Here is a 23,850-nt window from a genome sequence, read left to right as displayed (position 1 = left end):
TTTTGACTCCTTAGTTACCTGAATCCGGGTTTTTATTCATACCCGACATATCTGATAATTTCGGCGTGGCTGGGGCATGAACAGCAGGATTGGTCACAGACGACATCACCGACATATCCATGGTCCGGAGATACAACTGGGAGAACATCCACCAGGTCAGACCGATGGTGATGAGAAACAAGGGAATGAAAAGCACCAGCGCTACCGTATTCCAGATGTTGTGTTCAGAAATATCAATGTGGAGCAGAAAATAAATCTGGGCAATCACCGCAATACCCGCACACACCGTAATCACCATTAACAAGCCGAAAGGCGGCACGGAATGAGAGGTGACCAGAGCTGTCGCCAGCAACATCAGAGCAATCGAAATGGCAAAGCCCAAGAAGTAACCTTTGGAAGTTGATAACTGTACTTCCGGATGCATCGTTGGATCTGTAGCACCGTGACTCATGATATGTATCCCCACAAATAAACAAAGATATAAACAAAAACCCAGATTACCGCCTGCAAATGCCAGAACATGCGCAAGGTCAGCAGACGACCCACCGTTTCTTCCGTAAAGCCCTTGGTCATGACCTGGGCGATCATTACCAGAATCCAGATCAATCCAAAGAAAATATGGGTGGCGTGTACCTGGGTCAGCACCATGAAAGCTGACATACCACCACTACTGGCCAAAGTAATACCCATAGAGTACAGATGACTCATGTCATGAATATCCAGCACCAAAAAAATAACGCCCAGCACAAAAGCTGCCAGCATACCGTTGATCAGGCCGCTCTTGCTTTTATGTTTGAGGGCATTCATGCCGAAACCATAAGCCAGCACGCTCAAAAACAGGGCGATGGTCTGACCGAAGGTGTACCAGGGCTTGACGAATTCAGCAGGGGTAGGTCCGCCAAAATAACTATGCTGGTAGCTCAGGACCCCGTAAGCGGCAAACAATGTCGCAAACAGCATGCCGTCGCTGAGTAGATATAAAAAGTATCCCAGGGTGCGGGTGGAAATCACATCATGGGAATGATGATGGATATCCCACAATTCCGCTTTTTTGGGATCAACCGTACTGGCGTGTGCACTCATGTTAAAACTCCTTGATTCGTTGGTGACGCAGAAGCTGTTTGTTGCAGCAGCCTCTGCGTCATGAGGCCTTTCAACCCTGTCGAAAATTCCTTATTTCGACGAATCGTTACGCTGATAGGCCATGGCATTACCCACTACCCCACCGCTGACCGGATGGCTGTGATGACTGTCGAGAACCTGCGCCTCACGGCGATAAGCCTCTTCTTCCATCCGCTGCAGTTCGGCACCAGTGATGATGTAACCCGGATCTCCCTTGAAGGAACGGATGATCATCAGCAGGATGATGGCCAACAAGGAAACAATGCACAGCCACCAGATCCGCCAGGTCAAGGCAAAGCCGAGCACGAAGGTCAGACCGCCCAGAATAATGGCTACGCCCGTGTTATTCGGCATATGGATGTCCTCATAATGCTCGGGCCGAACCTGGTCAATGCCATGCTGCCGGCGCCAGGCCAGTTCATCTCGTTCATTGATATGAGGAAGCACGGCAAAGTTATAAAACGGCACGGGAGAATGGGTCATCCATTCCAGAGAACGGGAAGTTCCCCAGGCATCCGCGCCCACCCGATTTTTGGCATGATCGCGCACACTGACGTAGAGCAGGATGAAAAAAGCCAGTACGGAGAAAACATACACAACAATACCCAGCTCCATCACGGTGAGATAAGACTGCCATCCAGTATCGAACACATACTCCAGACGCCGGGTCATCCCCATGAAGCCCAGCATGTACATGGGCACAAAAACCAGCACCGTACCTGCAGAAAACAGCCAAAACATGGTCTTCGCCCAGAATTCATCCAGCTTGAAGCCGAACACTTTCGGGAACCAGTACAGTACCGAGCCAAAAATGGCATAGACAATGACCAGCAGCATGGAGTGGAAATGCGCCACCACGAACACACTGTTGTGAACCATATAGTTGATGGCAGGAATAGCCAGCATCATTCCGGTAAAGCCGCCGACTAGCAGCAGGAACAAGGCGCCAATAGCCCAAAGCATGGCGGCATTAAAGGTCAGACGCCCCCGATACATGGTAAATGCCCAGTTGAACACCTTCACCCCGGTAGGAATACCCACCAGCATAGTGGCCACACTGAAAGCCGTGTTGACAAAAGGGCCTGCACCCATGGTGAAGAAGTGATGTAACCACACCAGCCAGGAAACCCCGGCAATGGCCATACTCGCTAGAACCATGGTGATGTAACCAAACAAGGGTTTTTCAGAGAAAGTCGGGAAGATTTCCGACATCATGCCGAAAGCCGGCAAAATCACGAAATATACTTCCGGGTGTCCCCAGATCCAGAACAGGTTGGTATAAAGCATCAAGTTACCACCCATACCGGCGGTAAAGAAATGTGCCCCCAGATAGCGATCGGCGGCCACCAGTCCCAGAGCTACCTGCAATGCCGGGAAAGAAGTCAGGGCGATCACATTGGCAGCCAGAGACGTCCAGACAAAAATGGGTAACTTGCCCCAGGTCATACCGGGCGCCCGCATTTTAATGATGGTCGCCAAGATATTGATACCCCCCAGGGTGGTGCCCAAAGCTACCAACTGCAAGGTCCACATCCAGTAATCCACACCCACACCCGGGCTGTACTGCAGCTCGAAAATCGGCGCATATTCAAACCAGCCGTTATGGGCAAAATCACCGACAAACAGGGAAATCATGATCAAGGCAGCCGCAGCGGCCGTGATCCACAGACCCAGTGCATTCAGGTAGGGATAAGCCATATCCCGGGCGCCTACCTGAATCGGTACAATGATATTCATGAAACCCACCAGCAAAGGTGTTGCTGCCAGCAGAATCATGATCAGGCCATGAGCACTGTATACCTGCCCGAAGTGAAAGGGTGTCAGATAACCGTGCAGTGATCCGAATACCCCGGAAGAATGCGGCCCAACTGCCCAGACCTGCTGGGTACGGATCATCAAACCATCGATGAAACCGCGGAACAGCATCACCAGTCCGATGATGATGTACATGACCCCAAGCTTTTTATGATCGACAGTGGTCAACCATTCTTTCCAGAGATAGGTCCATTTGCCGTAGTAGGTAATCAGACCCAAAATGATGATGGCGCCGATGACCACCGCCACAAACAGTGGCGCCAGGATCGGATTGGCATAGGGAATCTGCGACCAGGCCAGACGCCCCAGAAGAGGGCTCCAGCCCCCAGGTAAATCTACGAGCATGAGATAATCCTCCGATTAATCGCGATGTTCAGCGGCTTGTTTTTGCATATAGTCGACCATGTTTTCCGTCATCATCGGCGGCAGTGGCCAGGTTTTTCCGCGCATCACTTCGGCCATGACATGATCAAACAATCCGGGCTCCACAGCCGAGAAATACACCACATGATGGTGCACATTGATGTAAGGCTGGGCAAAACGGTTGAAACTGGCATAGGTCATACTGCCCGGCGCTTTCTGCACCTGTTGTACCCATTGCGAGAAATCTCCGGCGCTGACCATTTTGGTTTTGAAGGTCATCCAGGAAGTACCGGCACCGGCGAAGTCCGAGGCAATACCCTGATATTCGCCAATGTGATTACTCATGAGGGCGTTTTTGGTGCGCATTCCGGGCATTACGTCAATCATGCCCACCAGCTGGGGAATGAAGAAAGTGGTGGTTACCGCACTGGAGGTCAGACGGAAGAAAACAGGCGTATGGACAGGCAGAACCAGCTCGTTGGCGACCGCCATATGATACTGCGGATACACAAATAACCACTGCCAGTCAGTGGCAATCACATCCACTTCCACCGGATCCCCATTAGGTTTCATGTGGTGGGTGATGACCGTTGGATTATAAGGATTGATCTCGAAGGTGCCCCTTACAGCAAAGTAGGACAAAAAACCCACAGCAACGATGGGAATACCCCAGACAAATATTTCAATGGTGTTGGAATGAGACCAGTGGGGATCATATTTGCCCCGGCTTTTACCCTTTTTGTACCTCCACATGAACCAAATCACCAGCAAGGCGGTCAGGCCCACGATGGCACCCATGATCACCACATCCACGATCATATAAAACAGGTTGGTTTTGGCCATGATCCCTTTAGGATCAAATATCCAGTAGCTGTTTCCCGAACATCCTGACAGCAGCAAAACAGGCAACAGCGCTGCAGCGCGCCACCCATTTTTCAGCCAGTTCCTCCACTTCATTTCCATTGTGTTTTTCTCCCTGGCGGACAACGGTTGATCCGCAATAAAACGGGATAGCGGTTACTATCCAATCAGCTTTTTCCATATTCGACCGGAACACTGCGGCCAGCAAAAATAGTAATCATACAAACTTGTACTTTTTATGCTAATTTGAATCTCGGGTGTAAAAGTAGTGCAGACAAGTCTGCAAATCAATAGAACCATCCCACAAATATTTTTGGGTTAATAAAAATATCATTAGTGATGTGAATACATTTAATTTTTTATTTTTAATATAATAATAATCTGATTTACTTATTATTAATAAACATCAATAATAACAATGTGTTCTGTTTTTAAATAACCGACTAATAACATTAATGTAGTGTTTAAAGATGGATTCATCAGCTTATAATTTCTTCCCAAATAAAATATTCGATTAATTTCATCTCAGCCATTACTTGGTCTAAATAATATATTTTTGTATTTTTTAAAGTATTTCAAGATGACTGCTGACGCTCGGAAATATAAAAAATACAACATTAACCTTACATATTGTTTTAGACGTTTTTCTAGCAGTTATGTTACTATCTCTTTATGTTTGAGAAGCCTTATATTCTTTTCCTGCTGACTGGCGCCAGGGTGCTCACCTTGCTCGACGGCGAACAGTTACCCACCGGTTTCTGGGCAGAAGAACTGGTCATCCCCTGGCAGCTCCTCAAACAGTCCGACTGGAGCCTATATATTGCCACCCCCGATGGGAGACTCCCGGAACTGGATCCGGAAAGTCTGGATCCCGCCAATCTACAAGGTGATATTGCCAAGGCGGTATGGCTGAAGACGCAGGTTTCCCGGATACCGGAACTGAAAACAGTCCTTTCCCTGAAGGACATGACAGCAACGCAACTGGAAAACATGCACGGCTTGTTTATTCCGGGGGGTAATGGCCCTCTGGTCGACCTGGCAGTATCTCCAGAGGTGGCCCGCCTGCTTCGCCATTGCCACGATCAACAGAAGGTTCTGGCTACCTTGTGTCATGGCAGCGCTGCCTTGCTGGCAGCAGATCATGCGGCTTCACCCTATGTCGCTTGCGCCCTCACCTGCTTCAGTGCTGCAGAAGAAGCAGCTACTGCACTGGCCGGCCGATGGCCTTATACTCTGGAAGAGCGCTTGAGAAATGCCGGATTCCTCGTTAGTGTCGGGGAATGCTGGCAAAGTCACATCGTCAAGGATGCTAAAATGCTCAGCGGTCAGAACCCGACTTCGGCACCCGCTCTGACCGAGGCCTTTATGGAAAGATTACTTATTACTGACTCACAAGGAAAAAACCAATGAATGCTGATGCGCTGAAAAAAATGGCGGCCGAGGCTGCTCTCTCTTACATCCGGCCCGGCATGGTCGTCGGCGTTGGCACTGGCTCTACCACTAATTTTTTCATAGACGCCCTGGGTGCCGCGAAAATTCATGTGGATGGTTACGTCGCCTCCAGCATCGCTACGGAAAATCGTCTGAAATCCCTGGGCCTGAATGTACTTGATCTCAACAGTACGGGCGATATTCCCGTTTACGTGGATGGTGCTGACGAGGCCGACCCACATTTTCGTTTAATCAAAGGAGGTGGCGCTGCCCTGACCCGGGAAAAAATTGTCGCCAGTGCTGCGCAATTATTTGTGTGCATTGCCGACTCCAGCAAGGACAAACCCATGCTCGGTAAATTCCCCTTGCCCGTAGAAGTGCTGCCCTTTGCCCGCAGCTTTGTCGCCCGGCAACTGGTCAGGCTGGGGGGAACGCCCACGCTTCGCAATGGGGTGACCACCGATAATGGCAATGTCATTATCGATGTGACCGGTCTGGATTTTAGCGATCCCCTGAAAATGGAAGCCGCCATCAATCTGATACCCGGAGTGCTGGAAAATGGCATTTTTGCCCGTCGACGGGCAGATGTGCTGCTTTTTGGTAGCGCAGAAGGCGTTATCGAAAAAAAGGCCGGAACGCACTAAGCATGAACACAGCGGCAGGCCTTGCATCCTGTCGTTCTGATATTTCTCAGAGGGGGCCGATATGGAAGGTGAAATCGATCATCGCAGTACCCGTCGGGATTTCACCCACGGTGAACTGCACCAGCGGGATCTGGATAGTAATCCCTTTCAACAATTGGCTACCTGGCTGGCAGCGGCGACAAGCGCGGGTAATTTTGATGCAACGGCCATGGTTCTGGCCACCGCCGATGCCTCGGGACGCCCGGATGCCCGCTATGTGCTGCTCAAGCATTTTGATGAAGCCGGACTGTGCTGGTACACCGACCAACGCAGCCAGAAAGGCCAGGAGCTGACTGCCAATCCCTATGCGGCACTGGTATTTTACTGGCCGGAAAATGATCGGCAGGTGCGCGTCAACGGTGCCGTAGAGCCACTGGATGACGCCGCAGCAGAAAGCTATTTCCAGCAGCGCCCCAGCCGCAGTCGCTATTCCGCAGCGGCTTCCATCCAGAGCCAGGTCATCGCCAGCCGCGCCGACCTGGAAGCCCGGGTGCTGGCATTACAGCAGCGCTATCCTGACGATAACGTCCCACGCAATCCGGCCTGGGGAGGATATCGTCTGATTCCCGAACGCTTTGAATTCTGGCAGGGGCGCAGGGATCGTCTGCATGACCGTTTTGTGTATCGGCGTCCCGAAAACCACCCTTCCGAGTGGACTATTGAACGCCTGATGCCCTGAGCCAGCGCTCAGAATATTTCAATACGCGCCTCATAATCCACCACAATCATCCGGTAAATATCATCCCCGAGCTGCACATGGGCAGATTGGGGCGCGCCAATGCGGATACTGTTGCCTCCCGCCATACTCAGACCTGAAGGACCAAAATGTTCCTGTTCAATCAGGTCGTCCAGTAAAGCCTGCAGTTCTTCTCTGGGTACCAAACAGGTGTTGTCGATCACCTTGCAGGGCTTGCCCCGTTTGGTTTTGCCTTCAATGATCACAGCATCGGCACGAATGGGTGCCAAACCTTCCTCAGCTGCAGTATCTTCCATATTGATCTATCTCCTTAAACTCCATCCCGAAATAACCAGGGCGCCGCTTGCCGGCGTGCTGCCTCATAGGTGCGGATAGCTTCTTCATGTTGCAAGGTCAGCTGAATATCATCCAGCCCATGCAGCAACTTGTGCTTGTGTCCGGCGTCCATGGGAAAATGATAACGACTATCGCCCATGGTCTGCACCTCTTGGGCCGGTAAATCAATACGCAGACGGTATCCGGGATTAGCTGCCACTTCATGGAAAAGATGATCCACCACGTCTGCCGGCAAACGAATCAACACAATCCCGTTCTGCACGCAATTATTTGCGAAGATGTCGGCAAAACTGGGGGCAATGATGGCGCGAAAACCATAATCCGCCAATGCCCATGGCGCGTGTTCGCGACTGGAACCACAACCGAAATTTTCCCGGGCCAGCAAAATCCGGGCATCGGCATAAATGGGCTGATTGAGGATGAAATCCGGATTGTCGATCTGTGTTCCATCTTTTTCCAGATAACGCCAGGCATCAAAAAGATGCTTACCCAGCCCCTGACGCTCAATGGTTTTGAGAAATTGCTTGGGAATGATGGCGTCCGTATCCACATTGGGACGATCCAGGGGGGCGACGAGCGCCTCTAATACCGTAAAAGCTTCCATTATTGCTCCATCTGTCTCTTGACGAGATATTCCACGGCGGCCACTTCTGCCGAGCAGCCCCGCAGGCTTGAAAAAATACCAATTTCCACCATTCCCAGGCTACACAAGCCCAGGGCCATGCGCAGCAGCCAGGAACGGATGCGCCGTTTACTTTGCGGGCCAGTCACGGACATCCACAAAATGACCGGCAATGGCCGCCGCTGCCGCCATGGCCGGACTGACCAGATGGGTTCTGCCGCCAGCACCTTGGCGCCCTTCAAAGTTCCGGTTGCTGGTACTGGCACAACGCTCACCGGGCTCCAGACGATCGGCATTCATGGCCAGGCACATGGAACAGCCCGGCTCCCGCCACTCAAAGCCCGCCTCCTTGAAAATCCGATCCAGCCCTTCAGCCTCGGCCTGGGCCTTGACCAGCCCGGAACCCGGTACCACCATCGCCAGCTTCACCGATGCGGCCTTATGATGCCCCTTGGCCACGGCCGCCGCCGCACGCAAATCTTCAATGCGGGCATTGGTACAGGAGCCGATAAACACCTTATCCAGGGTAATGGCCGAGAGCGGCGTATTGGCCTGCAAATCCATATAGGCCAAGGCATCGGTCCAACCTTTGCGGCGCACCGGGTCTGTTTCCTGATCGGGATCCGGTACCGTCGCGCTGATCTCGGCCACCATTTCGGGACTGGTTCCCCAGGTGACCTGAGGGGCGATGTCCGCAGCGTCGAGGTGGATTTCGGCATCAAAGTCGGCATCGGAATCTGAATGCAACTGACCCCATGCCGCCACCGCCTGATCCCAGATTCTGCCCACTGGCGCATAGGGACGACCGCGCAAATAGTCGATGGTAATGGCATCTACCCCGACCATCCCCGAGCGCGCCCCCGCTTCAATAGCCATATTGCACAAGGTCATTCGCCCTTCTATGGACAATGCCTGCACCGCCGGTCCGGCGAATTCAATGGCATAACCCGTCCCGCCAGCAGTGCCCATTTTCCCAATGATGGCCAGGACCATATCCTTGGCGGTGACGCCCTGCCCCAGTGCGCCCTCTACCCAGACCCGCATGCTTTTGGCCTTGCGCGCCCAGAGACATTGGGTGGCCAGCACATGCTCCACTTCCGTAGTGCCAATACCGAAGGCCAATGCTCCCAAGGCACCGTGGGTGGCGGTATGGGAATCGCCGCAAACCACCGTCATGCCTGGCAAGGTAAGGCCCTGTTCGGGGGCGATGACGTGGACAATCCCCTGCCGCGGATCCAGCATACCGAATTCTTCAATACCAAATTCGGCGCAGTTCTGGTCCAGTGTATCCACCTGCAAGCGCGAAGTCGGATCCACAATCCCCGCCGCCCGATCGGTAGTCGGAACATTGTGGTCCGCCGTGGCAATATTGGCATCTATTCGCCAGGCCTTGCGCCCCGCCGCCCGCAAGCCCGAAAAAGCCTGGGGACTGGTGACTTCGTGCAGCAACTGCCGGTCTATATACAGCAATACAGCGCCATCGGGCTCCGTATGCACGACATGGCTTTCCCACAATTTGTCATAAAGCGTTTTTCCTGCCACTAGCCTCTCCTCCAACGTCTTACAAGCAAAGCATGCCACTCATACGGGCAATGCCGTCATCCAGCATACATCCAAAGCGAAATTCTGGTTAGGCTGCACGGCAAAGTGGGCAATCACCTCCGCCGGAGCTCTGCCCCACACACTCTGGATGGCGGCCACCCGTTCTTCCGGACAGCGCATCCGCGCGATCCAGCTGACAAAATCCAACGGCAGCTTCCAGGTATCCTGATCCCGCACCCGCCATCTGGCAGCCGTCAACATCCTCTCCCACTCTGAAACCCGATAATCGCGGACATGGGAAGGATCACGCAAAAGTTCCACCGTCTGCAAAAAAGTATCCGCCAGTGGATTTTCCGGTGCACATACGTCAATGATGACACATTTTCCACCGGGATGGAGGACACGCCGCATTTCCCGAAGGGCTGCGGGCAGGTCGGCCCAATGGTGCGCAGAAAAGCGGGTTACAATGCCATTAAAACTGCCGTCCGCGAAGGGCAAGGATTCTGCCGCCTGCTGTGCAGTATGAATATTGTTCAGCCCGCGTTGCCGGGATTGTTCAGCCACGACCCGCAACATCTCGGCAGACAGATCTACGGCAAGCACTTCTCCCACCACATCGGCCAGGGCAAAACTGGCATGTCCCGCGCCGCAGCCCAGGTCCAGTATCCGCAAGGCGCCCTGTCCGGCAAACTCCTGACGCAGCCGCTGCAAATCCGCACCCTGAGCATGGGCGGGACTCTGCAGATAATCCGTCGCCGCCACACCGAATTGCTGCTCTACGAGTTTTTGCTGATGGTTCATGGTGGTGAATTCTCCGTAATGGATGAAGAATCATACGCAGGACATCAAACTGGGACAATATGAGTCATTATACTGGTATAATCACTACCATCATGCTGCGCAACAAGGATTCTTATCATGTCTGGTGATCCCCTGGCACTGGGGACATTCATTCGCCGCCATCGCGAAAAAATCACGCCCCTGCAGGCCGGATTGAGCGCTTCCGGACGCCGCCGGACCAGCGGCTTGCGGCGCGAAGAACTGGCCATGCTCTCTGGCGTCAGCGCTACCTGGATCACCTGGATTGAACAGGGGCGGCCAGTGCGCCCCTCCTTGCCCACCCTGGATCGTCTCGGCGAAGTCTTGCAACTTTCCCACGCCGAACGCCAGCATCTGTTTCATCTGGCAGGCAAGACCGACCCTCAGGCTGAACCACGCCCCTCGGTTATACCGCCGTCCCTGCTACATATCCTGCACACCCTGCAATATCCCGCCTACATCCTCGACCGCTACTGGAATGCCAGCGCCTGGAATGCGGCTGCAACCGCGCATTTTCTCGACTGGTTACCCGCGAGCCCGGTTTCCGGAGAAAAACTCCCCAATCTGCTGGAATTTTTATTGCTTCACCCCAACGCCCGGCACTTTGTGGAAGATTGGGAAAGCCGCTGCCGGCGTCTGGTGGCCGAATTTCGTGCCGACGTAGGTAAACATTTGGACGACCCCGAGATGATGCGTCGCATCACCCAACTGCAAAGCCAGAGTCCGACATTTGCTGTTCTCTGGTCGGCTCAGGACGTGGTAGAAAGAGAGGGCGGCCTGCGGGTCTTTCAGCATCCCTTGCTGGGGCGGGTCACTTATGAACAGAACACCCTGCTGCCGGCCGCCCATACCGATTTGAAATTGGTGATATTGCTACCCTGCGCGCACGAAAATGCGGGGTCAGAAATGATCACCGGCAAAGCTTTGGGCGATGGGCAAAGCAGCTAGATAGCCTATGGTTTCCAGCGTGAGATCAGGGTACAGCCACCCGCCTTGCGCCGCGCTGCCGCTGACTCCAGGAACGATAGCTGCGCGCCAGGGTAAATAGTCCAGCGCCGATCATGCCAACAAAAAAACCAATGGGCCAGTTGCTCCAGTAGGACAGGGCAATGGCCAACCAAATGCTGCATTCGGCAAAAACAACGGCGAGCAGCAAACTGCGCAGGGGATGCCTGCTGAGTGCCTGGGCGGCCGCCGGTGGTCCGACCAGCAAGGTAAACACCAGAAAAGCGCCCACCACCGGCAAAGCCGAAGCGGTGACCAGCGCCAGCAGGCTCAAAAACAACAGATCCATACGCGCCCCAGAAATACCCTGTAACGCAGCCAGATCCGGAAAACTGGAATCCAGTAACAAGGGTTGATAAATCGTGATCATGAGCACTGACACGACGGCACAAATTCCCAGTATGGGCCACAAATCGGCCTTGCTGACGCCCAGCATCTCCCCAAATAGCAGGGAAAATACTTCGGGTGCATATTCATTGGTCATACTCAGAAACAGGGCACCAACACCTAGAAAAAGTACCAGTAACAGTCCGGTACCGACATCACGGCGGCCCATCCGCGCCAGTTGCCGCAGCAGCAGCATCCCTATGCCTACAAATATCAGCAACCCGACAAACGGATTGACACCCAGTAAATTGGCGGCAGCGGCCCCCGGAAACGCCCCCAGAGGCAAGGCATGAGCGGCAAAAGCCGAGCGCCGGATCACCACAAAATAACCCACAAAAGCTGCCACCAGGGCGATAGCCGTACCGGCGATCCAGGTATTGATCATGAAACTGGAAAACATGCTCAGGACTCCTGGATTCCGGGCAGAGCCGTCGCTGCCCGGTAGCGAAATTTCCGCTGCTGAGCCGAACCGAGCATGGCCAGCAGATAAAACAGAAAAATCAGTGCCACGACAAAAAAACTGACGGGCCAGGCATTCCCGGAAAACCAGTAATAACTTTCATACGCCATCCAGATACCCATCCACACCGCCGCCAGAGCCATGAGCATCGCCCAGACAATCGCCTGGAGAGGACGTCGGCTCAGACGAATCGCCGCTCCGGCAGGACCAATCAGCAGCGCGGTAGCCAGAACCGCGCCAATAGCCAATGCACACACGGCCACCGCCAACCCTAAAACGAGCAACTGCAGGAGCCCCATCCAACGCGGCGAAACTCCGCGTAAAGTCGCCAGATCCGGATCCACGGCGGTCAATATCAACGGACGGTAAAACCCCCCGACCAGAGCAAAAACCGCTAGCACCGCCAGAATGGCGGGCCAGATCAGCCCCCTGGAAATGGCAAACAAAGAACCGAACATCACCGATACCGTAGCCCCGGTGGTACTCGTCGTAGTGACATCCAGGTATAAAAACAGGGCGGACAGCCCCAGGCCGGCACCCAGCACGACACCCGTCGCCAGATCTCTTTCCCGCGCTTTACGCACCCCGAGAAATTCCATACCGAAGGCCGCGATCCAGGCCATACCGAGAAAACCCAACAAGGGACTGATGCCCAGCAAGAACGAAGCCGCTCCGCCCGCACTGCTGACATCTGCCAGAGCATGGCCGGCAAAGGCGTTGCCGCGCAGCACCGTAAAAACCCCGATCAGGGCACTGACCAGGGCCGCACAGGTACCGACGATCAGTGCCGTCTGCACCGGCTGACTGCTTAAAAATGCCCACATGTGCTCATACTCAATGGCCTGCACATCGATTCAGGTTGGCCACATCGGCATTTTCCGGTGCATCGGGCAAAACCAGAATGCGCCCGCCATGCCTCAGAACCGACACCGGATAACCATAGAGCTTGCTCAGCACTTCAGGTTGGACCACCTCGGCAACCTTACCCGTTGCCGCCCGACCATCCACCAGATAGACCAGTCGATCCATCACGGGAATCAGGGGATTCATATCATGGGCAGTGACCAGCACAGTCATCTGCTGCTGAGCGATCAACTTCCCCAGCAGATCCACCAGGGCGTTGGCACTGCCAAAATCCAGATTCGCCAAGGGTTCATCCAGAATCAGCAAGCGCGGCTTACGGACCAGGGCATGGGCAATCACCGCTCGCTGCTGTTGTCCTCCCGACAGCTCGCCGACCCGCCGATCCGCAAAGTCTTCTGCACCCACCGCCTGCAATGCCGCATCGACAGCAGCATGGGTGCGGGTATTCCAGAGGGGCAAACCGAGACGATGGCCATCCAGTCCCAAACGCACCAGATCCCGGGTACGCAAAGGCAAATCCGGGTCAAAAGTAATTTTCTGGGGAACATAACCCACCAAAGCGCGGTGCTTCCGGGGGGCTTCTCCGTCTATCATGACCGTACCCGTACGTTGACTGATCAGACCCAGCAAGGTCCGCAACAAGGTCGTCTTGCCCGCCCCGTTTTCGCCAATCAGGGCGCAAAGCTGCCCCGGATGCAGATCAAAACTGACATCCCGTAAAATACTGCGGCCGCCCAGATCCACAGAGAGATCGGCGACCGCTAGAATAGCTCTTTGATTGGTCAAGATATTATTTCAACACTGTCGTAGATTGGCCATGCTCCAGCGCTGCCCGCAAAGCTTTCACCTCTGCCAGCATCCAGGATTGATAAGTGTAACCCGTTGGCATGGTTTCATAAACGCCTACCACAGGAATATGTGCCGCCTTGGCATTATGAAGAAAAGACGCCGTCAGGGAGTCTGTAACCTGCTGGTTATAGAGAAAAACCTTGACCTGATGGGTCTTGAACAGCTGATTCTGAATACTCACATCCTGAGGGGCCGGATCCGTTCCGTTCATGATGTCTGCCTGGAGATTCCAGGGAGTTTTGAGATCACAGCCTGCCGCCTGCAGCATATAATCAGCTACCGGCTCGGTGACGGCTACCGGCGTATTGGGATATTGGGCCTTGAAACTAGCGATAGCTGCGTACCAGGGCTGTAGCGAAGCATCGAACTTCTGGACGTTGGCATCAAAATAAGCCTTGTGCGCTGGATCCAACGTACTCAGGCTTGCCGCAACAGCCTTGACCACTGCGGGCATGGTTTCCGGCTTGTACCAGAGATGGGGGTTTCTGGTACTGTCCGGCAAATGCAGCAGATTCTGAACCACAATCACCTGGCGCTTGGGATTGGGATCAGCTGCCAGGATTTTTTTGGCCCAGCTGTCATAACCAACACCATTACGGACCACCAGCTGAGCCGCCGCAATTTCCCGGGCCACCGCAGGGCTGGCTTCAAAAGTATGGGGATCGGTGTTGGGATTACTCTCAATGGCACTTACCTGCACATACTTTCCGCCAATTTGACTGATCACATTGGCATATTGATTTTCGACACCTACTGCATGAATAGTGCTGGCGGCGGCCAACTGGGCGGTTCCCAGACCCAATAAGAGGGTCAGGACGGATAGCAGCGACGGCCTAAGCGAAATATGTAGCTTCGGCTGACGCGCAGAGATTGTTTTTTCAAGTTCGGTATAATGCATGGTACTTCTCCCTGAGATATTGGGCAGCGTTATGGGGCTTGATTGCGCTGCATGACTGCGTCATATTTATATGCAACACAGTTGCAGATTAGTAAACGCAGTTCAGACTGTCAAGACACATACCACCAATAACCATGAATCCTTTTTAAACTGACTTCTCGGGAGAAAGCATGTCTCAACCGCAACACCGTTACCGCCCTCTTTTACTGGGTGCGATGCTGTTTTTTGCTGGCATCACCCCTGCCTGGGCAGCCAGCTCAGGACAATCCATTCCCGAAGAAGCCCATCAATACTGGTGGCGTGGTATTTCGCTGGTCATGCATGGCCAGGTAGAGGGAATAGCCAATCTGAGTGGCGGCATCCGCACCGGGACAACTGCCACAGGGCTCTGGAAAGGAGGACTCGCCTTGCACACCGGTAAAGCGGGATGGTGGCAGGGGGGTCTTTTTGTCGTCGAAGGGCTGGCTGCCGATAGCGGAAACCCCGATGGCCTGTATGTCGGTGACCTGCAAGGTGTATCCAATCTCACCACGCCGTACCCACATATCGCTCGGCTCTACAAGGCATATTATCGGCAAAATCTTGGGAACTATACGTTACGACTGGGTTTGATCAATCCTAATGACTACTTCAATGTCACCGGAGTCGCCGGAGAGCTGTTCAACGCCTCTTACGGGATATATCCCACTATTACCGCCAACATTCCCTTCACCCCCACTTATCCCTACTCCAGTCTCGGCGTCATGGCTTCAGCGAGCTGGGGAAACACCACCGTGTTGGTCGGCGCATTTGATGCGGATGGCGTCCACCCCTTCCGTGCTCCCTGGGGCAGAGATGGCATGATGTATTATGGTGAAGTCGATCAAAGCATTCCCATCGGTCCTGGCACGGCGATGCTCAAGGCCGGGGGCTATTACAATCACATTTACGGCCCTTACCTCACACAAAATATTGGCATCGGTGCTTCTGCCAGTCAGGGCGGTTTTTACGGTACCGCCGAGTATCGTTGGAAAGCCGATCAGATGAACTGGGGGATCTTCCTGCAAGGTGGCGGAGCCCCCAATACCGCAGTCGTTTCACCAGTGAATGCCTATCTGGGTGCGGGACTACGGCTGCGGCATTTCATTCCGGATTCACCCGGCTCAACGCTCAGTCTGGGCATGGACCGTGCCTGGCAACGCCAAACCGGTTCGAATATGGGGGCTGCAGAAACCAGCCTGGAAGTGAACTTCAAACAACCCGTGTTCAAGGACTTTTATATCCAGCCCGACCTGCAATATATCGTCAATCCCGGTGCTAATGGGCCAGGGAACACCATCCCCAATGCCTTCGTCGCTATTATCCGACTGGGTTGGCACTATCATTTGCAGGGTTGAACACTAAACTGGGGGCAGCGCCTGGCAGCCAACTGCGAGGTGCTGCTTGATCAAGCAACCAAACAACAGGGTTCACAACAGTATCCCTGCTTTTAGTGCTTGCTTGCCTCTTGTGCTTCCTTTTTTGCCTCGGCGCGCGCAGCACGCATGAACAGCGCCGCAGCCAGCCCAAAAAAAGAAAAGGCAATCAAGCCTGTCACGATAATCCCTGCAGCGGTTTGCCCATCAGAAATAGCATGCATGCTGCTGGTCATCGCCTGCATGCTCATTGAATGCATATCCATTGATCGATCTCCTGATGTCGAATGAAAGCATCGTTAATCATATTCTTTGCAAGGCCAGGAACAAAATAGAAATTCAGCCAGAGCAGCGCGATTTTAATTATAGCCTTTCCTTACTACTGACTGTAATATCATGCGTGTGTCATGAAATTGCCCATTGCTGGGAGCCAAGCGCCCCAACCCGGACAGCCTAAGATAAAATCCGTTACACTCCTGGGCCATTAAAAAGGTAGCCTCATAAAGGCTACCAATCGCCATATGTTGGCACGTCGCGAAAAAATAGTTATTTTGCAGGTCAGGTTTCCAATGATTCCCGACCGACATAGTTCAGGAATGCAAGGTCACAGCCTGGCTATATTCCAGGCTGGCCTTATCCACAGCCGAACAAAAAAAGCAGATGCGAGAGGGATTATGGCCGCCTTCCCGACAACGGCCACTTTCTGCACAGCCGGTTTCTATCGCCATCAAATGCCCATTTCTGGTGAGTTTAGCCAGCAAAGCGGACATGTACTCCGCATCGGCAGCATGTAAATCCATCAACGATTCCAGAGTGATACCCGGATATTGGCGCACATGGGCGAGTACATCTTTCAGCATATTCGTCTCCTTGAAAGCTCTATGGACAAAACATTGCAACTACCGATTATTAATGTAAACGATTATCATTTGCGTAGTCAATACGAATAATGTCAGTTTCCGATGCGAATGGTTCCAGGCTGGCTGCTGGGTCGGAGACTGGTCGCGACTTTGGCAAAAAAGAGGGGCTTTGTATTCTCCTCACTTGACCTGCACAGGATTCCCATGCTGTTATATGCAACTTTGTTGCATATAACAGCATATCGTTTCAGTTACCCTGCGAGGATTCACCATGTCTCAATCCCCCACCAACCCTCTTCCCGTCACGGTGTTGTCGGGTTTTCTCGGCGCCGGCAAAACCACACTCCTCAATTATATTCTGGACAACCGGGAAGGCCGGCGTGTTGCTGTTATTGTCAACGACATGAGTGAAATCAATATTGATGCCGCCTTGGTCCGTGAAGGGGGAGCGCAGCTATCGCGCACCGAAGAAAAAATCGTTGAAATGTCCAATGGCTGCATCTGTTGCACACTCCGGGAAGATTTGCTTCAGGAAGTGGCCTTATTGGCAAAGGAAGGGCGTTTTGACCAATTGGTGATTGAATCCACTGGAATCTCTGAACCTCTGCCCGTCGCCGAAACCTTCACGTTTGCGGACGAAAAAGGCAGCTCACTCTCACAGTTGGCTCGCCTGGATACCATGGTGACGGTCGTGGATGCTTATAACTTTCTCCGTGAATACGCCGACGCTCAATAGCTGGGCTCTGGTCTCAGGCCGGGGGAATTTTCCGACATCAGGCAGCTGGACAGTGGTGGGCCGCCACACCCAGAAAGTACTGGCCAAATGATTCGGAAGAGCGCCAAGGCATTGAAAAACACTTTCAGGGAGAATGGGGCGACCGCCGCCAGGAACTGGTTTTTATTGGACAAAACATGGATGAAAACAATACCCGTCAATCTCTGACCGATTGTTTGCTCAACGATGAGGAGTGGCAGCAGGGTCAGTCAGTATGGAATGTTTTTGTTGACCCATTTCCGGAATGGTGAGGAGCTTCCATGTCGCAAGCCATACTCCAACAAGGTGCAGGAACCGATGAAATACTGTTCGTAGCCCAACTTGCCGATCTTGTTGGGATTTTCGATACGGATGTACAACTGTGCATACTGCAGAGATCCCAACAACGGGAAATACTGGATTATCTGGATGCCGCCGAAAATGATCTGGGCAACGGAATTCGACAATCCTTTAACCGTGGCACGCTTTTTCCTGCAGGACTGCTACCCGACTTGCCCGGCCGCAAGTTTCTGCTGGATGACATACATTTTCTGATGAAAATTTACTTCGATCTAACGGGCTGTGACGGCATTGCGCTCCGTCTTATGGTCCTCGATCGGGCTATGTGTCCAAGGTTCCACGTTGATCATACTGGTATCCGTATGCTGTGCACCTGGCAAGGATCGGGCACACAATGGCTGCGAAATGATGCTGCGGATCGCAGCAAGCTGGGAGAGGGATCTCGAGGACTGGCGGACCTGGAATCCGGGCTGATTCGCGATCCTCGTGGTATCGGCGAGGTCCCCGTATTTGCCATTACCCTGCTGAAAGGAGATGCCTGGGTAAATAACGACGGAAAGAGGAACACCGGAAAGGGAATCATACATCGCTCCCCTGACTTGGTTGGCACACAGAAAAAGCGCATAGCACTTTCTCTGGATGCGCTTTGGAATGATTAATCGGCCCCGCCGCCCAGAGGACCCGAGGCTGTTTGCATAAAATTGGGTAACCCCATTTTGTCAATCAGATCAATGTGGGTTTCCAGCCAGTCAATATGCTCTTCGGTCTGCTCCTGAATTTCGACGAGAATCTCGCGCGAGACGTAGTCTTTGACCGATTCGCAATAATGAATGGCCTCTACATAATGGGCGCGGCCAGCTTCTTCCAGTTTCAAATCACAAGCCAGGCATTCAGCCACATTTTCGCCGATGAGCAATTTATTCAGGTCCTGCAGATTGGGTAAGCCGTCCAGAAACAATATACGTTCGATCAGTTTGTCGGCATGCTGCATTTCTTCAATGGATTCCGCATATTCATGCTTACCCAAAGCAAACAGCCCCCAGTTTTTGTACATGCGAGCATGCAGAAAATATTGATTGATAGCCGTCAACTCAATGGCCAATGCTTTATTCAACAACTGTATAACTTTTTTGTCGCCTTTCATGCCACGCTCCTGATTGAATAATTCATGTAAAAAACAGAAAAAACTTTAGCTTAACCATCAACACCTGCGAATCCCCATGCGACAATGCATCAGATCGCCTGTTTGAAATTGCGCTGCGGATGCTGACCTAGAGGATAAAGTGTGACCTGAGCATGCTGTATTTCCTGGTCCAGAATTGCTTTGGCACAAGTCGCACAGCGACCACACTGGGAAGCCACACCCAACTGTTGGCGCAAATCCCGCATGGAACAGGCACCTTCGCACACCGCCTGATGAATATCTCGCTCAGTCACACCGTTACACACGCACACGTACATGGCAAGCCTCACAAAAAGTCAACCGCCTCATTCAAACGCAAATGATAATACATGTCAATAACATTCACTCTATCTCGCACTTTCTCCTGCGGAAGGCTTGAGAGTAAGATGGTTAGATTCTTTCATTCGAGCGAGATACCATTCATGAGCCAAGCCCCCCATTCCACTCTAAATGCCGAAACGCTTTGTCAGATCAGTGAGGACATTCTGGCGCTTGCCCGCAAACAAGGTGCCAGCGCTGCAGAAGCGGCTGCCAGCACCGGTAAGGGACTGTCCGTCACGGTCCGCCTGGGTGAGGTGGAATCCATTGAGTACAACCAGGACAAGGGTATGGGCGTGACCGTTTATCTGGGGCAGTCCAAAGGCAGCGCCTCCACTTCGGATTTTTCCCGCAAGGCTCTCTCCGAAACCGTCGAGGCGGCACTGACGATTGCCCGTCATACAGCGGCGGATCCTTTTTCCGGACTGGCAGATCCGGCGCTGTTTGCGCGGGAATTTCCGGACCTGGATCTTTATCACCCCTGGTCCATAGATGCTGACACGGCCGCTGATCTGGCACGACGCTGTGAGGCCGCAGCGCGGGACAGTGATCCCCGCATTCACAACTCCGAGGGGGGCAGTCTGGGGAGCAGTGAAGGACTTTCAGTGTATGCTAACAGTCTGGGGTTTGTCGGGCAGAGACAAGGGTCCCGACATAGCCTGTCCTGCTCCGTCATCGCTGAAGACCTGAAAGGTGGTATGCAGAGAGACTATTGGTACGACGTCGCCCGCGACGCTGCCGCCCTGGACAGCCCGGAAAATATCGGTAAGACAGCTGCAGAGCGGGCTCTGCGGCGCCTGGATGCCCGCAAGATTCCCACCACCAAAGTACCGGTGATTTTTGAGAATCAGGTAGCTTCCAGCATTCTCGGGCATCTGGCCAGCGCCATCAGCGGCGGCAGCCTCTATCGGCAAAGCTCTTTTCTGGTAGACAGCCTCGGCAAGACCCTGTTTCCGGAATATATTCGTATTTATGAAGAACCCCTGCGTCAACGCGGACTGGGCAGTGCCAGCTTTGATGCAGAAGGCGTAGCCACCCGCAATCGCGACATCATCGCGGCGGGCGTGCTGCAGGGCTATATTCTCGACAGTTACAGCGGCCGCAAGTTAAACATGCCGACCACCGGCAATGCCGGGGGTGTTCACAATCTGACTCTGGAACCTGGCAGTCATTCTCTGCAGGAAATGATCCGGGAAATGGGCCGTGGCCTGCTGGTCACCGAACTGATTGGCTTTGGTATCAACATGGTTACTGGCGACTACTCACGCGGAGCCGCCGGTTTCTGGGTGGAAAATGGCGAGATTCAATATCCGGTGGAAGAAATCACCATCGCCGGTAGCTTGCAAGCCATGTTCAAGGGCCTGCAGATGGTCGGAAACGATCTGCTCACCCACGGCAACACCGGTTGTGCCTCCATCCTCATTGACGAGATGATGATTGCCGGCGAGTAAGCCCCAGCGCCAGCAGTACCCATAACCCACTCAGCAACAAGTAAGGCAGACTTCCCCAACGGCCATAGGGCGTTTCGCCCGCCATGGGCTGTACGGCACCATTCAGGGTGCCGGTCACAAATTGCGGGAGTTGGGTGCGTATCTGGCCGTCGGGTGAAATCAGTGTGGTGATGCCGGTATTGGTATCGCGCACATCGGGCTTTTGTTGCTGGCGTGACTGCATGGCCGCCATCTGCATACTCTGGGCAGCGGCAATACTATGTCCATACCAGGCATAATCACTGATATTGAGCAGGAAAGTCGCCCCTTCGCCGACGCCCTTGCGCACATCCCGGGAAAAGGATTCTTCATAACAAATGGTCATACCCGCTTTTTGTCCGTCTACGGGCAGGACATAGGGGCCATGCCCGAAGGAAAAGCTTCCCAGACCCGGCAGGAAATGGTGCACCAGAGGACCTAATAGCTGCGGTAAGGGAATATACTCGCCAAAAGGTACCAGATGTTCTTTCTGATACCAGCGCAGGGGCGCATGGCCATCAATCTCCATGGCGGCATTATAATATTTTCCGCCCGCCGCTTCGGGAATGCCAATAATCAGTGTTTTGTGATTTTGCGCAGACCATTCCTGCAACTGGCTGATGAGACCGGGGATTTCCGTCTGAAAAACGGGGAATGCCGTCTCTGGCAACACAATGAGCTGGCTATTTTTAGGCACCTGCAAAATCAATTGCACATAATGATGAAGAATATGGCCGATGGCGGCATTGTTCCATTTTTCCGTAATGGGGATATCGCCTTGCAGCAAGCTGACCCGCAGCTTCTGCCCGGTGGGATGAGTAAAACGCACTGAGCCCGCCGCCAGCGCCAGACCGGAAAGCAGCAGCAGGGCCGACACCCCACCGAGCAACACCTGCCGGGACCGGGACTCCCGCAAAATCCATAGCAAAATGGCCGCAAAAGCAGCTGTGGCGAGACCTACGCCGTATTGGCCCAACCAGGACGCGAACCCACCCAGAAATACATGTGTCTGGGTGTAACCGGTGGCCAGCCAAGGGAAACCGGTGAACAGGCGGGCCCGGGACCACTCGGCGAATATCCAGAGTACGGGCAATACCAGCAGGCGGATATTGTCGCGAAAAAATCGGGTCGCCAGCCACAAGGCCAAAGCCGGATAGATGGCACAGTAAGCGGCCAGCAAAGCGACAGCACCACCGGCCAGCACCCAGTCCATGTGGGCAAAATTATGCAGAGTGATGGAAATCCAGCTGACTCCGCTGCAAAAAGCCCCGAAACCGAAGGCATACCCCAGGGCAGCCGCGCGGCGGGGACGCTCCGTAGTGACAGCCAGCCAGAACAGGCCGAACAGCAGAACGATAGCCAGATACCAGGCATTGAAAGGGGCAAAAGCCAGAGGCCAAAGGCCACCCAAAATTAATGCGGCCAGAAGCCGCAGAGGAAATACCAGGGTCCGGGCTGCGGCCTGGGTCATGGGCGCTCCTGCTCAGACAGTTCCGGCAAGGCAGCACTCCGGGGTGGGGATACCCGAACAATTTGCACCCGCCGCCGATCTGCTCTGAGTACTTCCAGTCGCAAATTTCCCTCCTCAATCACCTCGCCCACCCTCGGCACATGGCCCAGACGGGTAGCCACCCAACCGCCCAGGGTATCGGCATGACCATCGGCAAGGTGGGCGCCAAAATGGGCATTAAAGTCTTCCAGGGCGATCAGGGCATTCACCAGAAAATCACCATCCTCCCGTGAGGCTATCATGACATCTTCATCAATGTCATATTCGTCCTCGATTTCACCGACGATGATTTCCAGCACGTCCTCAATGGTGATCAGTCCGGCCACCCCACCGTACTCATCCACCACCACGGCCATGTGATGGCGCCCAGTACGGAATTCGTAGAGCAAATGATCGAGATGCTTGCTTTCGGGAATGAAGGTCGCCGGCCGCAGCAGATCAGCCAGTCGCGGCATGGGGGTATCGGCGCGACAGGCTTGCAACAAATCCTTGGCCAGGAGAATACCGCGCACGTCGTCCCGGTCCTCGCCCACTACCGGAAAACGCGAGTGGCCGACTTCCGAAACCCGGGCGATGATCTCCGGCATGGCCATATCCATTTCGATCACTTCCATCTGGGCGCGGGGAATCATCACATCGCGCACCGTCAATTCACCCATCCGGAAAATACCGTCCACCATGCGCGCCGCTTCGGCGTCTATCACCTGTCTTTCGCCTGCCTCCCGGACCAGATCCAGCAGACTATCCTGATCTTCAACATTACCGCGCAGGGACTGGGTAAAACGCGCCCACCAACTGCGCGGGCGCTCCTGGGTACTTCGATCTTCACTCATGTATGTGGTTCAGGTAAGGGTCGGCCACACCCATTTCAGCCAGTAATCGGGTTTCCAGTTGTTCCATAACCAACGCTTCCTGCTCCTCGATATGATCAAAGCCCAGGAGATGCAAGGTACTGTGAATCAGCAAATGACGATAATGATGCAGCAGAGGTTTGCCCTGCTCTGCCGCCTCCTTGGCGACCACCAGGGGGGCAATGACAATATCGCCGAGCAGATCACGGCGGAATACCGGAGGCAGAGGGTCCTGAGGGAAAGAGAGGCAGTTGGTCGGCTGCTGGCGTTGCCGGTATTGGCCATTCAAGGCGGTCATTTCTTCGTTGCTCACCAGAGCCAAGGATATTTCTACCATGCGTCGTTGCGCGTCTGTCAGTCGCGGTGACGATACCGTCAGCGCGCGAAGAATGGCATCACGGGCCAGATGACGAGAGGGAATAGCGGCCTCAGTCACCGTCGCATCCACAGCCATGCG

At 53.8% G+C, this 23,850-nt stretch carries 29 protein-coding genes; 9 read left to right on the top strand and 20 right to left on the bottom strand.

Features of this window, described 5'->3' with window-relative positions; translation table 11 throughout:
• Positions 1–10: 10 nt before the first annotated feature.
• From B1757_RS03190 to B1757_RS03175, 4 genes are all read right to left on the bottom strand, one after another.
• Positions 11–451, bottom strand: coding sequence for a cytochrome o ubiquinol oxidase subunit IV (locus tag B1757_RS03190; RefSeq protein ID WP_101536948.1), 441 nt, complete (start codon positions 449–451; stop codon positions 11–13).
• On the bottom strand, positions 448–1,083 hold the full coding sequence (locus B1757_RS03185; RefSeq protein ID WP_101536947.1) for a cytochrome c oxidase subunit 3: 636 nt from the start codon (positions 1,081–1,083) through the stop codon (positions 448–450). Before B1757_RS03185 ends, B1757_RS03190 begins: the two co-directional genes overlap by 4 nt.
• A 90-nt stretch (positions 1,084–1,173) precedes the next feature.
• Entirely contained in the window at positions 1,174–3,282 is a 2,109-nt protein-coding gene (locus tag B1757_RS03180; protein ID WP_101536946.1) for a cbb3-type cytochrome c oxidase subunit I, read from the bottom strand.
• A gap of 15 nt (positions 3,283–3,297) precedes the next feature.
• Positions 3,298–4,263 (bottom strand): COX aromatic rich motif-containing protein, encoded by a 966-nt coding sequence (locus B1757_RS03175; RefSeq protein ID WP_101536945.1) that lies wholly within the window; start codon positions 4,261–4,263, stop codon positions 3,298–3,300.
• 570 nt (positions 4,264–4,833) lie between these two features.
• Here B1757_RS03175 and B1757_RS03170 point away from each other — a divergent pair.
• From B1757_RS03170 to pdxH, 3 genes are all read left to right on the top strand, one after another.
• Positions 4,834–5,571 (top strand): type 1 glutamine amidotransferase domain-containing protein, encoded by a 738-nt coding sequence (locus tag B1757_RS03170; protein WP_172437577.1) that lies wholly within the window; start codon positions 4,834–4,836, stop codon positions 5,569–5,571.
• On the top strand, positions 5,568–6,236 hold the full coding sequence (gene rpiA / locus B1757_RS03165; protein ID WP_101536944.1) for a ribose-5-phosphate isomerase RpiA: 669 nt from the start codon (positions 5,568–5,570) through the stop codon (positions 6,234–6,236). Before B1757_RS03170 ends, rpiA begins: the two co-directional genes overlap by 4 nt.
• Positions 6,237–6,297: 61 nt before the next feature.
• Positions 6,298–6,954, top strand: a complete 657-nt coding sequence (gene pdxH / locus B1757_RS03160) for a pyridoxamine 5'-phosphate oxidase (RefSeq protein WP_101536943.1) — start codon at positions 6,298–6,300, stop codon at positions 6,952–6,954.
• An 8-nt stretch (positions 6,955–6,962) separates the two neighbouring features.
• Here the strand turns inward: pdxH and B1757_RS03155 are convergent, their stop codons facing one another.
• From B1757_RS03155 to B1757_RS03140, 5 genes are read right to left on the bottom strand one after another with little or no spacing between them, the layout of a single operon-like run.
• A complete protein-coding gene (locus tag B1757_RS03155) occupies positions 6,963–7,268 on the bottom strand; it encodes a hypothetical protein (protein WP_101536942.1) in 306 nt (101 codons plus the stop codon).
• 14 nt (positions 7,269–7,282) lie between these two features.
• Entirely contained in the window at positions 7,283–7,912 is a 630-nt protein-coding gene (leuD, locus tag B1757_RS03150; protein ID WP_101536941.1) for a 3-isopropylmalate dehydratase small subunit, read from the bottom strand.
• On the bottom strand, positions 7,912–8,079 hold the full coding sequence (locus tag B1757_RS15330; protein ID WP_172437576.1) for a hypothetical protein: 168 nt from the start codon (positions 8,077–8,079) through the stop codon (positions 7,912–7,914). The genes leuD and B1757_RS15330 overlap by 1 nt, the downstream gene beginning before the upstream one ends.
• Complete coding sequence (gene leuC / locus B1757_RS03145; protein WP_101536940.1) at positions 8,060–9,472, bottom strand: 3-isopropylmalate dehydratase large subunit; 1,413 nt, start codon at positions 9,470–9,472, stop codon at positions 8,060–8,062. Before leuC ends, B1757_RS15330 begins: the two co-directional genes overlap by 20 nt.
• A gap of 39 nt (positions 9,473–9,511) precedes the next feature.
• Complete coding sequence (locus tag B1757_RS03140) at positions 9,512–10,273, bottom strand: class I SAM-dependent methyltransferase (RefSeq protein ID WP_101536939.1); 762 nt, start codon at positions 10,271–10,273, stop codon at positions 9,512–9,514.
• Between the two features lie 117 nt (positions 10,274–10,390).
• Between B1757_RS03140 and B1757_RS03135 the strand changes: the two genes are divergently transcribed.
• A complete protein-coding gene (locus tag B1757_RS03135) occupies positions 10,391–11,239 on the top strand; it encodes a helix-turn-helix transcriptional regulator (RefSeq protein WP_101536938.1) in 849 nt (282 codons plus the stop codon).
• A gap of 25 nt (positions 11,240–11,264) precedes the next feature.
• Here the strand turns inward: B1757_RS03135 and B1757_RS03130 are convergent, their stop codons facing one another.
• Genes B1757_RS03130 through B1757_RS03115 form a run of 4 tightly spaced genes read right to left on the bottom strand, consistent with a single transcriptional unit; the run spans position 11,265 to position 14,754 of the window.
• A complete protein-coding gene (locus B1757_RS03130; RefSeq protein WP_101536937.1) occupies positions 11,265–12,083 on the bottom strand; it encodes a metal ABC transporter permease in 819 nt (272 codons plus the stop codon).
• A 2-nt stretch (positions 12,084–12,085) separates the two neighbouring features.
• Positions 12,086–12,967, bottom strand: a complete 882-nt coding sequence (locus B1757_RS03125; RefSeq protein ID WP_101536936.1) for a metal ABC transporter permease — start codon at positions 12,965–12,967, stop codon at positions 12,086–12,088.
• 10 nt (positions 12,968–12,977) lie between these two features.
• A complete protein-coding gene (locus B1757_RS03120) occupies positions 12,978–13,793 on the bottom strand; it encodes a metal ABC transporter ATP-binding protein (RefSeq protein ID WP_101536935.1) in 816 nt (271 codons plus the stop codon).
• A 4-nt stretch (positions 13,794–13,797) separates the two neighbouring features.
• On the bottom strand, positions 13,798–14,754 hold the full coding sequence (locus B1757_RS03115; protein ID WP_101536934.1) for a metal ABC transporter solute-binding protein, Zn/Mn family: 957 nt from the start codon (positions 14,752–14,754) through the stop codon (positions 13,798–13,800).
• A 170-nt stretch (positions 14,755–14,924) separates the two neighbouring features.
• Between B1757_RS03115 and B1757_RS03110 the strand changes: the two genes are divergently transcribed.
• Positions 14,925–16,130, top strand: a complete 1,206-nt coding sequence (locus tag B1757_RS03110) for a carbohydrate porin (RefSeq protein ID WP_101536933.1) — start codon at positions 14,925–14,927, stop codon at positions 16,128–16,130.
• 92 nt (positions 16,131–16,222) lie between these two features.
• On the opposite strand, the gene B1757_RS15325 is transcribed toward B1757_RS03110, so the two are convergent.
• Both B1757_RS15325 and B1757_RS03100 read right to left on the bottom strand, forming a co-directional pair.
• Entirely contained in the window at positions 16,223–16,399 is a 177-nt protein-coding gene (locus B1757_RS15325; RefSeq protein WP_172437575.1) for a hypothetical protein, read from the bottom strand.
• A 339-nt stretch (positions 16,400–16,738) separates the two neighbouring features.
• A complete protein-coding gene (locus tag B1757_RS03100; RefSeq protein WP_101536931.1) occupies positions 16,739–17,008 on the bottom strand; it encodes a hypothetical protein in 270 nt (89 codons plus the stop codon).
• 271 nt (positions 17,009–17,279) lie between these two features.
• Here B1757_RS03100 and B1757_RS15700 point away from each other — a divergent pair, with 271 nt between their 5' ends.
• Genes B1757_RS15700 through B1757_RS03090 form a run of 3 tightly spaced genes read left to right on the top strand, consistent with a single transcriptional unit; the run spans position 17,280 to position 18,721 of the window.
• Positions 17,280–17,744: a GTP-binding protein gene (locus B1757_RS15700; RefSeq protein WP_253253680.1), complete on the top strand. Its 465-nt coding sequence runs from the start codon at positions 17,280–17,282 to the stop codon at positions 17,742–17,744.
• Positions 17,726–18,034 (top strand): GTP-binding protein, encoded by a 309-nt coding sequence (locus B1757_RS15985; RefSeq protein ID WP_368233153.1) that lies wholly within the window; start codon positions 17,726–17,728, stop codon positions 18,032–18,034. The genes B1757_RS15700 and B1757_RS15985 overlap by 19 nt, the downstream gene beginning before the upstream one ends.
• Before the next feature lie 9 nt (positions 18,035–18,043).
• Complete coding sequence (locus tag B1757_RS03090) at positions 18,044–18,721, top strand: DUF1826 domain-containing protein (RefSeq protein ID WP_101536930.1); 678 nt, start codon at positions 18,044–18,046, stop codon at positions 18,719–18,721.
• On the opposite strand, the gene bfr is transcribed toward B1757_RS03090, so the two are convergent.
• A complete protein-coding gene (gene bfr, locus B1757_RS03085; protein ID WP_101536929.1) occupies positions 18,718–19,206 on the bottom strand; it encodes a bacterioferritin in 489 nt (162 codons plus the stop codon). The two genes, B1757_RS03090 and bfr, sit on opposite strands and share 4 nt — an antisense overlap.
• A gap of 89 nt (positions 19,207–19,295) precedes the next feature.
• Positions 19,296–19,523: a bacterioferritin-associated ferredoxin gene (locus tag B1757_RS03080; RefSeq protein WP_101536928.1), complete on the bottom strand. Its 228-nt coding sequence runs from the start codon at positions 19,521–19,523 to the stop codon at positions 19,296–19,298.
• A 144-nt stretch (positions 19,524–19,667) separates the two neighbouring features.
• Here B1757_RS03080 and pmbA point away from each other — a divergent pair, with 144 nt between their 5' ends.
• Positions 19,668–21,014: a metalloprotease PmbA gene (gene pmbA, locus B1757_RS03075; RefSeq protein ID WP_101536927.1), complete on the top strand. Its 1,347-nt coding sequence runs from the start codon at positions 19,668–19,670 to the stop codon at positions 21,012–21,014.
• Here pmbA and lnt read toward each other — a convergent pair.
• The 3 genes from lnt to ybeY all read right to left on the bottom strand — a co-directional run.
• On the bottom strand, positions 20,983–22,503 hold the full coding sequence (gene lnt, locus B1757_RS03070; RefSeq protein WP_101536926.1) for an apolipoprotein N-acyltransferase: 1,521 nt from the start codon (positions 22,501–22,503) through the stop codon (positions 20,983–20,985). The genes pmbA and lnt overlap by 32 nt on opposite strands.
• Complete coding sequence (locus tag B1757_RS03065; RefSeq protein ID WP_101536925.1) at positions 22,500–23,375, bottom strand: CorC family transporter; 876 nt, start codon at positions 23,373–23,375, stop codon at positions 22,500–22,502. Before B1757_RS03065 ends, lnt begins: the two co-directional genes overlap by 4 nt.
• A partial coding sequence (gene ybeY / locus B1757_RS03060; protein WP_253253679.1) for an rRNA maturation RNase YbeY occupies positions 23,368–23,850 on the bottom strand: 483 nt, incomplete at its 5' end. The genes B1757_RS03065 and ybeY, both read right to left, overlap by 8 nt.

Source organism: Acidithiobacillus marinus, from assembly GCF_002847505.1.
Taxonomy (GTDB): Bacteria; Pseudomonadota; Gammaproteobacteria; order Acidithiobacillales; family Acidithiobacillaceae; genus Acidithiobacillus; species Acidithiobacillus marinus.
This window is presented reverse-complemented; position numbering and strand designations above follow the sequence as displayed.

Excerpts from the sequence above, each read along its gene's own strand:
- leuD (WP_101536941.1), bottom strand. The coding sequence starts at position 7,912 with ATGGAAGCTTTTACGGTATTAGAGGCGCTCGTCGCCCCCCTGGATCGT.
- B1757_RS03100 (WP_101536931.1), bottom strand. The coding sequence starts at position 17,008 with ATGCTGAAAGATGTACTCGCCCATGTGCGCCAATATCCGGGTATCACT.
- B1757_RS03155 (WP_101536942.1), bottom strand. The coding sequence starts at position 7,268 with ATGGAAGATACTGCAGCTGAGGAAGGTTTGGCACCCATTCGTGCCGAT.
- lnt (WP_101536926.1), bottom strand. The coding sequence starts at position 22,503 with ATGACCCAGGCCGCAGCCCGGACCCTGGTATTTCCTCTGCGGCTTCTG.
- B1757_RS03180 (WP_101536946.1), bottom strand. The coding sequence starts at position 3,282 with ATGCTCGTAGATTTACCTGGGGGCTGGAGCCCTCTTCTGGGGCGTCTG.
- B1757_RS03115 (WP_101536934.1), bottom strand. The coding sequence starts at position 14,754 with ATGCATTATACCGAACTTGAAAAAACAATCTCTGCGCGTCAGCCGAAG.
- B1757_RS03090 (WP_101536930.1), top strand. The coding sequence starts at position 18,044 with ATGTCGCAAGCCATACTCCAACAAGGTGCAGGAACCGATGAAATACTG.
- B1757_RS15325 (WP_172437575.1), bottom strand. The coding sequence starts at position 16,399 with ATGAGCATGCAGGCGATGACCAGCAGCATGCATGCTATTTCTGATGGG.
- B1757_RS15700 (WP_253253680.1), top strand. The coding sequence starts at position 17,280 with ATGTCTCAATCCCCCACCAACCCTCTTCCCGTCACGGTGTTGTCGGGT.
- B1757_RS03190 (WP_101536948.1), bottom strand. The coding sequence starts at position 451 with ATGAGTCACGGTGCTACAGATCCAACGATGCATCCGGAAGTACAGTTA.
- pdxH (WP_101536943.1), top strand. The coding sequence starts at position 6,298 with ATGGAAGGTGAAATCGATCATCGCAGTACCCGTCGGGATTTCACCCAC.
- B1757_RS03125 (WP_101536936.1), bottom strand. The coding sequence starts at position 12,967 with ATGTGGGCATTTTTAAGCAGTCAGCCGGTGCAGACGGCACTGATCGTC.
- rpiA (WP_101536944.1), top strand. The coding sequence starts at position 5,568 with ATGAATGCTGATGCGCTGAAAAAAATGGCGGCCGAGGCTGCTCTCTCT.
- B1757_RS03140 (WP_101536939.1), bottom strand. The coding sequence starts at position 10,273 with ATGAACCATCAGCAAAAACTCGTAGAGCAGCAATTCGGTGTGGCGGCG.
- B1757_RS03110 (WP_101536933.1), top strand. The coding sequence starts at position 14,925 with ATGTCTCAACCGCAACACCGTTACCGCCCTCTTTTACTGGGTGCGATG.
- B1757_RS03175 (WP_101536945.1), bottom strand. The coding sequence starts at position 4,263 with ATGGAAATGAAGTGGAGGAACTGGCTGAAAAATGGGTGGCGCGCTGCA.
- B1757_RS03170 (WP_172437577.1), top strand. The coding sequence starts at position 4,834 with ATGTTTGAGAAGCCTTATATTCTTTTCCTGCTGACTGGCGCCAGGGTG.
- pmbA (WP_101536927.1), top strand. The coding sequence starts at position 19,668 with ATGAGCCAAGCCCCCCATTCCACTCTAAATGCCGAAACGCTTTGTCAG.
- B1757_RS03065 (WP_101536925.1), bottom strand. The coding sequence starts at position 23,375 with ATGAGTGAAGATCGAAGTACCCAGGAGCGCCCGCGCAGTTGGTGGGCG.
- bfr (WP_101536929.1), bottom strand. The coding sequence starts at position 19,206 with ATGAAAGGCGACAAAAAAGTTATACAGTTGTTGAATAAAGCATTGGCC.
- B1757_RS03130 (WP_101536937.1), bottom strand. The coding sequence starts at position 12,083 with ATGTTTTCCAGTTTCATGATCAATACCTGGATCGCCGGTACGGCTATC.
- B1757_RS03080 (WP_101536928.1), bottom strand. The coding sequence starts at position 19,523 with ATGTACGTGTGCGTGTGTAACGGTGTGACTGAGCGAGATATTCATCAG.
- B1757_RS03185 (WP_101536947.1), bottom strand. The coding sequence starts at position 1,083 with ATGAGTGCACACGCCAGTACGGTTGATCCCAAAAAAGCGGAATTGTGG.
- B1757_RS03135 (WP_101536938.1), top strand. The coding sequence starts at position 10,391 with ATGTCTGGTGATCCCCTGGCACTGGGGACATTCATTCGCCGCCATCGC.